At 45.6% G+C, this 13,478-nt stretch carries 14 protein-coding genes and 1 riboswitch; of the genes, 4 read left to right on the forward strand and 10 right to left on the reverse strand.

Annotation, left to right across the window (positions count from 1 at the left end; translation table 11 throughout):
• Positions 1-552 precede the first annotated feature (552 nt).
• Positions 553-1,527 carry a rod shape-determining protein gene (locus tag BLV33_RS08015; protein ID WP_090789913.1) on the reverse strand — a complete coding sequence of 325 codons (975 nt, stop codon included), beginning with the start codon at positions 1,525-1,527 and terminating at the stop codon, positions 553-555.
• 155 nt (positions 1,528-1,682) lie between these two features.
• On the opposite strand from BLV33_RS08015, the gene BLV33_RS08020 reads away from it, so the two are divergent.
• Positions 1,683-1,979, forward strand: coding sequence for a hypothetical protein (locus tag BLV33_RS08020; protein ID WP_090789915.1), 297 nt, complete (start codon positions 1,683-1,685; stop codon positions 1,977-1,979).
• Between the two features lie 17 nt (positions 1,980-1,996).
• Positions 1,997-2,467, forward strand: a complete 471-nt coding sequence (locus tag BLV33_RS08025) for a hypothetical protein (protein ID WP_090789917.1) — start codon at positions 1,997-1,999, stop codon at positions 2,465-2,467.
• Positions 2,468-2,537: 70 nt separating this feature from the next.
• Here the strand turns inward: BLV33_RS08025 and BLV33_RS08030 are convergent, their stop codons facing one another.
• The 5 genes from BLV33_RS08030 to cdaS all read right to left on the reverse strand — a co-directional run bounded on the left by BLV33_RS08030 (position 2,538) and on the right by cdaS (position 6,146).
• Positions 2,538-2,927, reverse strand: coding sequence for a hypothetical protein (locus BLV33_RS08030; protein WP_090789919.1), 390 nt, complete (start codon positions 2,925-2,927; stop codon positions 2,538-2,540).
• 21 nt (positions 2,928-2,948) lie between these two features.
• A complete protein-coding gene (locus tag BLV33_RS08035) occupies positions 2,949-3,308 on the reverse strand; it encodes a zinc ribbon domain-containing protein (RefSeq protein WP_090789921.1) in 360 nt (119 codons plus the stop codon).
• Between the two features lie 247 nt (positions 3,309-3,555).
• Complete coding sequence (locus BLV33_RS08040) at positions 3,556-4,452, reverse strand: aldo/keto reductase (protein WP_090789923.1); 897 nt, start codon at positions 4,450-4,452, stop codon at positions 3,556-3,558.
• Positions 4,453-4,467: 15 nt separating this feature from the next.
• Entirely contained in the window at positions 4,468-5,406 is a 939-nt protein-coding gene (locus BLV33_RS08045) for an aldo/keto reductase family protein (RefSeq protein WP_090789925.1), read from the reverse strand.
• Positions 5,407-5,498: 92 nt separating this feature from the next.
• Positions 5,499-6,146 carry a sporulation-specific diadenylate cyclase CdaS gene (cdaS, locus tag BLV33_RS08050; protein ID WP_171909055.1) on the reverse strand — a complete coding sequence of 216 codons (648 nt, stop codon included), beginning with the start codon at positions 6,144-6,146 and terminating at the stop codon, positions 5,499-5,501.
• Positions 6,147-6,323: 177 nt separating this feature from the next.
• Here cdaS and BLV33_RS08055 point away from each other — a divergent pair, with 177 nt between their 5' ends.
• Complete coding sequence (locus BLV33_RS08055; RefSeq protein WP_171909056.1) at positions 6,324-6,863, forward strand: copper amine oxidase N-terminal domain-containing protein; 540 nt, start codon at positions 6,324-6,326, stop codon at positions 6,861-6,863.
• Positions 6,860-7,252, forward strand: a complete 393-nt coding sequence (locus BLV33_RS08060; protein WP_090789931.1) for a hypothetical protein — start codon at positions 6,860-6,862, stop codon at positions 7,250-7,252. Before BLV33_RS08055 ends, BLV33_RS08060 begins: the two co-directional genes overlap by 4 nt.
• A 188-nt stretch (positions 7,253-7,440) precedes the next feature.
• Here BLV33_RS08060 and moaA read toward each other — a convergent pair whose 3' ends face one another.
• The 4 genes from moaA to BLV33_RS08080 form a co-directional block, all read right to left on the reverse strand.
• Positions 7,441-8,469, reverse strand: coding sequence for a GTP 3',8-cyclase MoaA (moaA, locus tag BLV33_RS08065; RefSeq protein ID WP_090789932.1), 1,029 nt, complete (start codon positions 8,467-8,469; stop codon positions 7,441-7,443).
• A 160-nt stretch (positions 8,470-8,629) separates the two neighbouring features.
• Entirely contained in the window at positions 8,630-9,667 is a 1,038-nt protein-coding gene (locus BLV33_RS08070) for a ribonucleotide-diphosphate reductase subunit beta (RefSeq protein WP_090789933.1), read from the reverse strand.
• 24 nt (positions 9,668-9,691) lie between these two features.
• The gene (locus tag BLV33_RS08075) at positions 9,692-11,917 is read right to left on the reverse strand and encodes a ribonucleoside-diphosphate reductase subunit alpha (RefSeq protein WP_090789935.1); all 2,226 of its coding nucleotides are present in this window, start codon (positions 11,915-11,917) and stop codon (positions 9,692-9,694) included.
• Between the two features lie 179 nt (positions 11,918-12,096).
• Positions 12,097-12,295: riboswitch (cobalamin riboswitch) on the reverse strand.
• Positions 12,296-12,315: 20 nt separating this feature from the next.
• Positions 12,316-13,464 (reverse strand): glycerate kinase family protein, encoded by a 1,149-nt coding sequence (locus BLV33_RS08080; protein WP_090789937.1) that lies wholly within the window; start codon positions 13,462-13,464, stop codon positions 12,316-12,318.
• Positions 13,465-13,478 lie beyond the last annotated feature (14 nt).

A 13,478-nucleotide genomic window follows, 5' to 3' on the forward strand; every position in this document is an offset into this window, starting at 1 on the left:
AAAGTCACTTAGTCAAACGAGACGAAATCGCTTACATTTTCTTTGAAAACATATTCATTCTTCTACAAGATATGCAAAATCGTAATTAAGAATGACACCCGATAAAAGATTTGGACAATTCCCCCATTAATTGTTCCAATATTCTATTTATTCTGTATTTTGTGATAAACTCCTGCATTTTAAACGATAAAAATGAAGCGTTTTCAAATATTTTTTCTTAAATCGTCTATTCTTATAGTATTTCCGAAATAAACTTTAACAGACAGGGTGAAAACACAATTCACTAGGATATAACCTTTGCACGAGAAAGTAGGTCCTGTCATGCACCCTTATCCATTTTACAAGGCAGCTTCTTCTAAACATTCGAATTCTTACTCAAAATGTTTCGTCAATAAATCTGCTCCATTTCTTAAATAATTCAATAAATCCCCAAAATACCCCTTCTTTCTTTCTCGCTTTTTTAACCATATCATAAAATTCAACAAAAAGAGACAGTACCCTATTGGGGTAACTGTCCCGATGCTTATTCATTTGATCGAGGTTGCTTCCAGTTTACAGCATTTTTCCTGCACCTAAAGCAATACATTCCATGGGTCTCTCGGCCATAAAAACAGGAATTTGGGTTTCTCTCTCCAGTCGTCGGTCCAATCCCTGAAGTAAAGAACCGCCGCCGCACAGCATGACGCCTCTCTCCACAATATCGCCAACCAGCTCAGGCGGACATTTTTCCAGGCATCTTCGTATCGAGTCAACAATTGTATAGATAAAGTCATTTAACAAATTGTGAATTTCCAAAGCATGAATCGTGACGATTTTAGGCAGGCCATAGACGAAATCCCGGCCTTTGATGTCCATCTGCTCATCTTCTTCCGGCTTCATGGCCGAACCGATCGTTTGTTTAATCAACTCCGCAGTGGCATAACCGATATCGAGTGAATGTGTGCTTTTCATATAATCGATAATTTCTGTATCCAAGGATAGACCGGCTCTTTGAACGGTATTGCCTGCAACCAGGCCTCCCATGGAAAGAATGGCCACCTGCGTAGTTCCGCCGCCGATATCCACAACCATACTGCCGACAGGCTCGTCCACCGGAAGTCCGGCACCAAATGCCGCGGCAAGCGGTTCCTCAATCGTAGTCACCTTGGCCGCTTTAATCTGTCCCGCGATTTGCTCGATGGCTCTTCTTTTTACACTCGTTATATCATAAGGAACCGATATCACAACATGGGGATGCTGAAAGAACCGCTTTCCAACAATTTTCTTCAGAAAGTGCTCCAGCATGGCAGCTGTCAGGAAAAAATCGGCAATCACCCCATCTTGAATCGGATGAATAACTTCAATTTTATCTGAGGTTCTTCCTATCATTATCTTGGCTCTTTCGCCGATTGCCAAAATTTCCTTGGTTTCTGTATGGATAGCAATGACAGATGGCTCATTCAGTACAATACCTTTCCCTTTTTGATAAATCAATATATGAGTTGTGCCCAGATCAATACCAAATTCTCCTTTTTTCAAACCTATCATATTAGCATCCACCTCTTCTTTTAAACATACTCTTTATATTATTCTGATGGGATTGTATTTTTTAGTGGGTCGCGAGTAAATTGTTGAGGTACCCCCATAAATCCGGAGGCAGCTGCGAATAGATTATGAAATCATGTGAAGGTGGTGACTCCCCCGTGGCAGAATACAAAAAGTTTATTCAAAGTCAGTTAGATAAAGTCAAATCTACTGCTAATGATTTAATTTCCTCTAAACATGAACAAGCAGCAGCAACGATCGAATTAGAACCGAATGCTTATGAAGCGTTACATCAAATTGCGGAAAGACAGCAAACATCCGTCCAATCGCTGGCGAACCATATTATTGATCAGCATCTTTCCAGCCTGTCCGCTCTAAGTGGACAAATTCCCGTAGAAAAGAAAGAAGAGAATCCGATGCTGTATCTGGACGCAATGTGCAAAATACAAGGTTAAGGAGCGTTATTGCCAATATGGAAAATCATCAAGCATGGGAAGCGCATCAAGACTCGATATTTGTAGATGAAACCGCCTTAATGGCATTTATGAATCCTGATCATCCTCATTATTTCAAAGCACGTTCTTTGTTCCTTGATTTGCATGACTTGGAACGCAATTTTATTACTACGAATTCAATCATATTTGATATTCATCAGTGGCTTCGTAACGAATATGGCTACACACAGGCGGAGTTTTTCCTGAATGTGATGGATAAATCCGTAAGCGCGGGTAAGCTCTTGGTCATCTCAGGCGAGTCGGAATTTGAGTCCGAATCCAGACGCTTGCTGATGGACCGACCGGAGCTGAGATTTTCGCTTAGTGAAGCTTTGACGGCAGTCGTGATGGCGTCCTATCAAATCAAGCGAATTTTTACGTTTAATACGAACTTCATTATGCTGGTCAATTTGAATAAAGAGATTAAGGTCATTCCTTCTTCTTGGTGAAAAAGCAAAAAAGGCGCGTCCCACAGGATGCGTCTTTTTATTGGGTCTCGACATTACCGAAAATAGCTTATCATGCCGGCCGGCCATTGCCGCGTCCACCCGCTTCATGCTTCAGCAGCCAATAGCCCAGAATCACATAAATCAGTGCCTCAACAAGCTGATACGGCGTCATATACTTAAAAGGAAACAGGACGATGACCGCATAGGCCCACATGGCAAAAGAGACAAACTTTCTGCTCGAGGTAGCGAGGGTCAATAGGATACCCAAAAAGTATCCATAATGCCCTGCCGTGTATACGAGCGGCTGGTATCCGCCAACGAAATTGATCAGATCGGACACAAATAACAATACGACTCCGCCAAAGAGGAATATTAGATGAAAGGGCAGGATAGCTTTAACCCAGGAGATGGAAGTTAACCAGTTTGTATACTCGCGAAGTACATTGTTGAATGAGCTCATGATCGTACAATTCACCTCTCGTCAGACATAGTTTTGAAGGTTGGCCCCGCACTTCGGACAGTATTTCACATCGCTCGAAACGACACTGCCGCAGGAGCAGACTTTTTCTTTTTTGATCGCATTGAGCCTCAGCTCAAGAGAGGCAATTTCCTTCAGCAATCTGCTCACTTCCGAGCAAAGCTTCAGGATAGGCGCTTCTGCCGCTTCCCTGCGATTCGCACGATGCGCATCATATACGTTTTGACCAATCTTTTTGTATCTCTCTTCTATTTCCTTCTTTTTGCTCGAAATCTGCGAATTGATCTTAGTGATATCCACCGCTTCTTGGGCCAGGATCGTTCCTTTTTTGGCGGCTTCTTTGATTTTATCAAATAACCTCATAGGATTTCACTCTCCATATGGAAATTTCGGTTTACCACGGGCAGCGGCAATCCGATTTTCACATATATATATATGAAATCATTTGATTATTATTCCTTGGTCGTTACTAACCGGAATCATCATGACCGTATCACTTGAAAACGGGATGCTTCTCGTAACTTATTATAATTCAATCCAAGACTCAAACCTAATTATTTTTGCCATGAAAAAAGAGCCGCGTATGCACGCAGCCCCTTTCCAATCCATATTATCCTTTTCCTACCCAATCTGCAGCCGCTGTTTCCTTCCAACGTGAGCGTATGGCGTCGAACTGTTCTTTTGGCAAAGGACCCTGATCCGTCAGCTTGGCGTTTTCCAACCAACGGCTTGGGTTTGCGGTTCCAACAATGGCTGTATGTACGCCAGGGATGGAAAGAGTAAAACGAAGAGCGATACCTACCGAATTCTTCAAATCTCCTTCCAGAAAATCATACCTCAATTCTTGCAGCCGATCCCAATACACATGATGATAGGCGGACTCGGGCTTTTGACCCGTTCTCCAGGCAGCATTGGCAATGGGCCGTTTGATAACTACGCCCATTCCTCTTCTCGCCGCTTCCGGAATGGTCAATTCAATGGCTTCTTGATCCGCGATGCTGACTGAAGTCTCCAGCGAATCGAATGCTCCGGATTGCACGGCATACAAGGCCGCTTTATGATCACCGCTATAGCCAATGAAACGCGTCTTACCTTGCTCTTTTGCGCGCTGCAAAACTTCGATGACTTCTCCTTTGCGAAGCAATTCTTCAGAACAGCTATGCAGATGAATGACATCCACATAATCGGTTTGCAGCCTTTTCAAGCTGCGGTCTATGCTCATCTCCAGCAGCTTGGGATCCCAGTCGGGAAGTTCATAACCGGACGAATGTCCGCATTTGGTGAATAAATAATAATCATCGCGTCGTTTGGATACGGTTTTGCCGATTAATTCTTCGCTGATTTTATAGCACTCTGCCGTATCGATGACATTTAATCCAGCATCCAGCGCGCTTCCAAGCAGCTTGTCCACGGTTTCTACAGTTGCATCTTGAAAGCCGATTTCTGATCCGCCAAATCCAAGCACGCTGACATTCATTCCTGTATTTCCATATTTTCGTTTTTCCAAGATGTATTCACTCCCTTATTTAACGATCGAATCAATGCGCTCCAATACTTCTGGGGACAGTTCAATTCCCGAAGCTTTGGCGTTTTCTTCAACCTGTTCAGGACGGCTGGCTCCAATCAATGCACTGGACACATTCTGCTGGCGAAGAATCCATGCAAGTGCAAGCTGCCCAATGGATATATGTAAATCTCCAGCTATTTCCGATAGCTTGTTGACCTTCGCGATATTTTCTTCGGTGAGCCCTTTACGGAAATTATCAAGCTTCGCAGCCCGGCTTCCTTCCGGAATATCCGATACGGATTTGTATTTACCGGTCAACAACCCTTGAGCCAGCGGCGAAAAGACAACTTGCCCGATGCCAATTGTTTCTCCCAGCGGAATCACTTCTTTTTCAATATAACGGTTAAGCATATTATAGACAGGTTGATTCACGATAATCCGGTCGAGTAAATATTTATCCGCCAAGGCATGAGCTTGAGCCATTTGGGTGGCCGTCCATTCACTCACTCCGATGTACAGCACCTTGCCTTGAGTCACCAGATCGTCCAAAGCACGGAGCGTTTCTTCCAACGGTGTCTGAGTGTCATAACGGTGGCAATAGTAGATATCTACATAGTCCGTTCCCAATCTCTTCAAGCTCGCATGCAGCTGCTCAAAAATATGCTTGCGCGACAGGCCTCTATCATTAGGACCGTCTCCCATCTGCCCGAAGACTTTGGTAGCCAGCACATAGGAGTCGCGATTATATTTCTTCAGCTCATCGCCTACTACCTTTTCTGCTGCGCCGCGCTCATACACATTGGCCGTATCAAAAAAATTAATGCCCAATTCAAAAGCTTTATGGATGGCATTAGCAGCATTTTCCCGCTCCACATAACCGCCGTAAGTTAACCAGCTGCCTAAACTAATCTCGCTGACTTTTAAACCTGAATGACCGAGTTTACGATATTTCATAGTTTCTCCTCCAATTGAATAATAGAATAGATTGCTAATTCGGATATCTTTTTTATTATAACGCACTGATTCTGTCATATACAAATGTACAGTTAATTCAAATTCATACTTTTTAGTCCGATTATTGGATCAATGGCGTTGATCGGATACAGCTTACCTTTGAAAGCAAAGGAGGCGCCTCCCGTTTCTTCAGATATGACGAGCACAAGCGCATCTGTTTCTTCAGTCAAACCTATGGCGGCACGGTGCCGCGTCCCCAGTTTCTTTTCGCCAGCCAAGGCTTTGGATAAAGGCAGCACATTCCCTGCTGAGAAAATGAAATCAGATTTGATCAAAACGGCTCCGTCATGAAGCGGACTGCCAGTGTAAAAAATGGATTCCAGCAGCGAATGCGTAAGTGTTGCTCCAATAGGGATACCAGAGTGAAGAAATGTATCAACCGAATCATTTCTCTCAATAACCACCAAGGCTCCATGGCGGCGCTCCGACAAATGCCGGATACTGATGGACAGTTCCAGAAATCTATTCGTAAAAGTAGATAAATAGCATTGCAAGTAGAACGAAGCGGCAATGGATTCAACGTTCTGGATGGCATCGCTAATGAGCACAAATTCGCTCAACAAACAGTAATTTTCATTATCCAGGGTTGCCAAACTGCGCTCAATCTCCTTCGAAATTTGACGCAATTGCAGCTTCATCTGTTCCTTCAACGGGGAAACATCACAATCTTGTTGCTGCACTTGGCTCACCTCGAGGCTCAGAGTAAAACGGATTCCGCAACTATTATGCACAATCATCCATTTAAATATTACATTACCTTGTCAATACCTTTACACAATCTTCCAAATAATCTAGATCTCCTTTTACAAATGTAAGATATCGTTGAGTAGCAGGTATTATAAATGGGGAGTGTACATATGAAAAAAATACTAAAGGTATTGGTTGGAATCAGCCTGGCAGGTACGATGCTTCTTGCCGGAGGAGCTTCTGTGGGAGCCGCCGAAAATGGCGACACAGCTTTGCGAGCAGCGGTTGAAAGCATGAACGGCACGCTTGGTTGGATGTCCGATACACAGCAAATTACGGTTGACGTTGCCGGAAGTAAAGCCATGCTAAAGATCGGATCTGCTGACGCGACGATTATGGGACAAGCTGTAAAGCTCAACAAAGCACCTTACATTTCAGAAGGTTCAACGTTGATCTCGGCCGCCACTTTGAAGCAGCTGCAGGACGCGCTGAAAAACACGGATAAGCTGCTCTTCACGTTCTCCTCTGTTGGCGACAGTCGTATCGATAAGACGGTGACCGATGCTTCTGCGCAAGATAGCTTGACTACTCGTTCGATTATCAAGGCTCGCATTTCGTCATCATCAATACAGATCCTACAGGAAATGATTCTCACTCCCCGACTGAATGGCTGGCTAAAGATCTTGCTTCTGCAAAACAGCGCGGAATGAAACACACTTTCGTCTTCGGACACAAGCTTGCCTATACCTACTATTTTGACGCAACCGCCAAAGTGAGCGGACTGGATGCGGATATGGAAGCTGCTAACGCATTTTGGAAAGTGATTCAAGACAACAAGGCTACTTATTTCAGCGGTCACGAGCACATCTTCAACGTCAGCCGTCCGAACAATGGCGCAGCCTACCAAATCGTTGTGGGTTCCGGCGGTTCCCCTTTCGAAGCGAAAAAGCCGACAAACAACCCCATTGACCGGAACTTCGCTTATGTGACTGTAAAAGCTTACGAGAGCGGCAAAGTGCATTTTGACGCTTACGGCTTTGATGAAAACTACGGCCCAACACAGAACTTCTTGAGTTGGGATCTAGATTCAGGTTTTTAATCTTTTAACGTTAAATGAAAACAGCAATCCCGATTCATTATTGGGATTGCTGTTTTTGTTATGATGGAGGTTAGCAGCATGCCTGCAATATTCCGTTAATCCTCACAAAAGTTGCACCAACCATACTAAACAAATCAAGCATTTACCGTCGAAGCGAACTCCGGTAGAGGTTCGCGTTACGAAAATCTCTAGCCGCCTATATGAGACATCTCGACTTTCTTTTTCTTCTTCAAATCAGGTGTATTGGAAAGCCTTTCTTCCGAATAGCGGTCATCTCTTTGACTCCAGGAAGAGGTAATCAATTCGCGAATTTCCTGATCGCTTGCGCCTTCACGCAGAGGCATCCTTAGATCGGTTCCGACTGAGGCAAACAAGCAGCTGTACAGCTGCCCCTCGGCGGATATCCTGGCTCTGGTGCAAGTGGAGCAAAACGCTTGAGTCACCGATGAGATAAGGCCAATCTCATTCTTCTCGCCTACATAGCGATAGCGCGAAGCTACTTCTCCATAGTGATTAGGTTCGATGGGTTCAAGCGGCATTTCCTTATGAATTCGTTCGACAAGCTCTTTGCCGGGAAGGACTTGATCCAGCCTCCAGCCATTGGAATTGCCTACGTCCATATATTCAATAAAACGTAGAATGTGCCCCTGCTCGCGAAAATATCGGGCCATCGGAAGCACATCTTCATCGTTGGTTCCTTTTTGTACCACCATATTCACTTTCACTTGCAGCCCTTCGGCTGCAGCGGCTTCGATACCTTCCAACACATGAGAAACCTTGAACCCGCGGCCGTTCATTTTACCAAAGCGAATGTCGTCCAAGCTGTCGAGGCTCACCGTTACCCGGTTCAGTCCCGCATCCTTAAGAGCCTTCGCATGCTTCGCGAGCAAAGAACCGTTAGTGGTCATGGCAATATCCTTGACTCCCTCGATACCGCGAATCATCTGGAACAAAACAGGAAGTTCTCTCCGCATAAGCGGCTCTCCACCGGTGATTCGCACCTTCTCCACGCCCAGAGAAACAAAGATCCGGGAAACCCGCGTAAGCTCCTCGAAGGTAAGCAGTTTTTCCTTGGGAAGAAATGTATAATCAGCGCCAAATATTTCTTCGGGCATACAATACCGGCAGCGAAAATTACATTGATCGGTAACCGACACACGCAAATCATGGAGAGGACGCTGCAGCTTATCTACAATGGTTTGAACAGGTTCTCGCATTTGCCAATCACTCTCCTCAGTTTATCCCTTACATCTAATAAGCTTTGTTCTTCTACACTATCGTAAAAACTCCTGTTCATCAAGTGCAAAGCGCGGTTCGCCAACGGAAATAAAATGAAAAGCCATCCCCGCGGATGGCTTTAATTCATCTTTACTGGCTCTACAGCTCATCCCAATTCAAATTGGACGATTTGCTGTAGTTTGTTACTTTTTGTTCGAAAAAGTCGGTTTTCATGCCGTTCATGTTGCTGAAGTTTTCGACCCATTTCATGGGATGCTCGACCACTTCGGGGTATAGAATGTCGAGACCGATCTTTTTCAGACGTTCATTGGATAAAAACTTGATGTATTGATCGATGATTTCATTGCTTAATCCGGGAATGGAGTTAGCGGTGATGTACTGGCCCCATTCAATTTCATGCTCAACCGCAGTTTGCATCATCAGCCGTAAGTCCGCATCGAGTTCACTTGTGAACATTTCGGGGTTTTCCTTGCGGATTTCACGGAAAATGCCTTGAAACAAAGCAAGATGGGTTAACTCGTCCCGTTGAATATATTTAATTTCCGAGACCGTACCCAGCAGCTTCCCTTGACGACCCAAAGCATAGAAAAAGCTAAAGCCGCTGTAAAAATAAATACCCTCCAAAATATAGTTGGCCATGATCGTCCGCAGCAGATTTTCAGTGGTCGACTCTGCAATGAACCTCTCGTACAAATCCGTAATAAAACGATTGCGGCGAAGCAAATGCTTATCTTCCCGCCACTCGTTATAAATACGATCACGCACCTCGGCTGGACAAACACTGTCCAATATATAAGAGTAGCTTTGGCTGTGCACCGCTTCCTGAAAGGTTTGTACGGTTAAACACAAATTGACTTCCGGTGCTGTGATGTACTCGTTGATATTTGGTAGATTGGCCGTTTGCAGAGAATCCAGAAAGATCAAGAAGCTTAGAATTTTATCGTAGCTTTGACGCTCCGACGGTGATAACAGTGCATAATCTTTCGCATCCTGAGCCAGCGGAATCTCTTCCGGAATCCAGAAATTGTTCATCATGGATCGGTACATTTTGGTAGCCCATTCGTATTTCACATTGTTCAACTCAATCAGATTGGTTGTATTTCCTCCGATAATACGCCGTTTTCCCCAATCGCGATCTCCGTGCTCGTTAAACAGCTTCTTCTTTTCCAATTCCATGGATGATTACCCTCCAATTTTGTTTTAGGCTGAGCAGCTCACGCAATCTTCAACTTCCAGACTTTTATTGCGGCAGTAGTAGACGGTTTTGAGACCATTCTCCCAAGCGCTGTTGTACAGCTCCATAAATTGCTTCGCCGAGTACTCGGGAGTAATGTACAGGTTAAAGGACTGCGCTTGATCAATGTGCCTCTGACGTTTGCCGGCAGCAAGTATGCTCCATTGTTGGTCGATTAGATGGGCTTCCTTGTAGTACCAGAAGGTCTCTTGACTTAGATTTGGCGCAGTTTGCGGGATCACGGCTTTCTTCTTCTCTTCCACCCAAAACTTGTTGAAAATCGGATCAATACCCGCCGTTGAACCAGCAATCAGCGAGGTTGAAGCCGTTGGGGCAATTGCAAACATCCATGCATTGCGGACGCCGTTCTCAGCCACTTCCTGTCTAAGCTGCTTCCACTGCTCGCTATCATAGCCTCTGGACACAAAATATTGTCCATTTTGCCACTCACTTCCTTCAAACACGGAGTAAGCCCCCTTCTCACGTGCGATAGTCATGGATGCTTTAATCGCGCAGTAGTTAATCCACTCATACAGTTCATCCGCTTGCTGAACGTGCTCTTCGGACTCCCAAGTTATCGCTTTTTGAGCCAACCATTGGTGGTAGCCGCTTGTACCGAGACCGACCGCTCTGTATTTTTGGTTGGTAATTTCAGCTTGAGGAATCGGGTAGCGATTCAGGTCGATGACGTTATCCATCATCCGCATTTGGATCGTGACGACCCGTTCAATATCCTCCTTAGCCGTGACTCGGCCGAGGTTGAGTGAGGACAAGTTGCAGACGACAAAATCCCCGCTTTTCATCTGGGTGGAGATCATCCCCTCATCGTGTGTGGTCGAAATATACTCGGAGGCGCTCATATTTTGGCAAATTTCCGTGCATAAATTGGAGCAATAAATAACGCCTTTGTGCTTATTCGGATTCGCCCGATTCACCGTATCGCGGAAAAAGACGAAGGGTGTGCCGGTTTCAAACGCGCTGGTCAAAATCTTCTTCATAATGTCGACAGCGGGAACTTCCGTCCTGGATAACCTGGTGTCCGATATACATTCTTCGTATTTGCGCTCCCACTCTTCACCCCAGCTGTCCTCGATGCTGTAGCCTTTGAGCAAGCGAACTTCATGGGGATCGAACAAATGCCAGGTGCCCCGCTCGTTTACCTTTCGCATGAACAGGTCGGGAATGCATACTCCCGGGAAAATATCGTGGGCCTTCATCCGATCGTCCCCATTGTTCGTCTTCATATTTAGAAAGTCGAAAATATCTTTATGCCACACATCCAGGTAAATCGCTACCGCACCCGATCTGACACCAAGCTGATCCACGGCAATTGCTGTATTGTTGTAGTTTTTGATCCACGGAATCACGCCACCGGCTACATTCTTGAAGCCGCGTATGTCGGAGCCCCGACTGCGTACTTTGCCGATGTAAATCCCCATGCCGCCGCCGCTTTTGGACACTTGCGCAAAGCTCTGATCCACATTGTAAATGCCCCATAAATTATCCGGGACGGTATCTATAAAGCAGCTTGAAAGCTGATGGAACGGCTTGCGTGCATTGGACAAGGTAGGCGTTGCCACAGTCATTTCCAGCTTGCTGAGCACATCGTAAAACTGTTTAGCCCAAAACAGCTTGTCCGTTTCGTTCATGGCAAGATGCATCGCCACACCCATAAACAGTTCTTGTGGGAGCTCGAGCACAGCGCCGTCATAGCCTTTGATCAAATAACGATCTGATAGAGTTTTCAGACCGATATAGTTGAACAGAAAATCTCGCTCAGGCACAATGTAACTGCTTAATTCATTAATTTCGCTGCGCGAATAATGCTCTAGTATATATTTGCCGTAAAGGCCTTTTTCGCTCAAATAAGTAAGCATTGAATAAAAGTCGCCATAACCAAAGTACCCATACTTGCGATTAAGCGCTGCTTCTTTATACAGATCGTAAGTGAGCAGCTTTGCCGCGACAAATTGCCAATTGGGCTGCTCTACGCTTGTTTTCTCAACGGCGACCTGGATCAGAGTTTGTTGAATTTCTTTGGTCGTGATGCCATTGCGAAAATGGGGAAGCAGCGCCGTTTCCAGTTCAATCACTGCACATTCCGGATAAGCATCACAGGCAAAATCAATCACACGCTTTAGCTTGGAGAAGATCAATTCTTCGACTTGCCCGTTACGTTTCACAATATCCATGAGAAAACTCCTTTTCTGAATGAGATGATCTGATAAGTCAGCAAAACAAAAGAGAAGCACTCATCCCTCACGCCTTCAAGGGAAAAATGCTTCTCCGAATTTTAAAACCATCGTACCTGCAGATACTTCGGTTTACCTTAACCATTCGTCGAAACACCTCCCTATCTCCCGTAGGTACGAACAGTGTTTTCAGAACCGGCAGGTTTCCTGGCTTCAGCTTCATCGCCTGAAAGCCGCCTTCCCAATCCGAATCGATCAGTGGCAAAATAGCTTTCCGCTCAGCTGTTACAGTGGCGGGACCGCGTCGGATTTTCACCGATAACTTCCCTTTTAAGCCTTAAGCCATTCACTTAAGGCACCTGTTCCAACAATATATAGTGTGCTTAAGCAACAATACATCAATATATTGTGCGTGTCAAGCTGGAAAATTTCAAACGAATGACCCTCTCCGTCATATTCGTGAGCAGCTGCCTTGCATTAGTCATTGCATCCTCAAGCGGCATGGGCCGGTCGATCATGGAGAAAACACTAGTCACTCCATGCTCATACAACTCTTCAATTCCCTTTCCAATAGAGCCGGAGATCAATACGACAGGAACCGCTGATTTCGAAGCAGCCTTGGCTACTCCAAAAGGGGTTTTTCCAAATTTCGTCTGGAAATCACTCTGCCCTTCTCCGGAAAGGACCAAGTCAGCGCCGCTTATCTTTTCTTCCAATCGCGTCGCCTCAATAACAAGCTCAATCCCTTTCTTTAACGAACCTTCAAGAAAGGCAGTGATTCCAGCCCCCAAGCCTCCGGCAGCGCCGGCTCCCGGCAAATCCCGAACCGACTTGCCAAGCTGTTCGTCGATGAGGTGCGCATAATGCTCAAGGTTTTGATCTAAAATAGCAATCATTTCAGCAGTTGCACCCTTTTGAGGCCCGAATACATTACTTGCTCCTCTGACTCCGCACAGCGGATTATCCACGTCGCAAGCGACTGTAAAAGAGCTTTCCTTGATCCTCGGATCCAGACCGGTGACGTCAATGCGGTGCAGACGATTCAGGCTGCCTCCGCCAAACGGCAGATCTTCTCCAGCAGCATCGACCAATTTGGCACCAAGCGCTTGAGCCATTCCAGCTCCGCCATCATTGGTGGAGCTTCCGCCGATACACAAAATAAACTTGCGGCAACCGCGGTTTAACGCATCGAGAATCAATTCGCCCGTTCCGTACGTGGTTGTCAATAAGGGGTTGCGACGGTTAGCATCGATCAAGTATAACCCGGATGCTTCCGCCATCTCAATGACAGCCGTCTCCTGATCTTGCAAAATGCCGTATCTTGCAAGTACCGGCTCACCTAACGGATTTTTCACTGTTGCTTGAACCAAGTGTCCGTTCATCGCATCGACCAGACTTCGAACCGTTCCTTCTCCTCCATCGGCCATAGGCACTTTAATAATGGCTGCATGCGGTATCACCCGCCTGATGCCTTCCTCCATTGCATCACAAGCCTCAATGGCCGTTAAGCTGCCCTTGTAAGAATCCGGAGCCAATACAAATTTCATACGCTGTCATCCTC

Source organism: Paenibacillus sp. GP183 (genome assembly GCF_900104695.1).
Classification (GTDB): domain Bacteria; phylum Bacillota; class Bacilli; order Paenibacillales; family NBRC-103111; genus Paenibacillus_AI.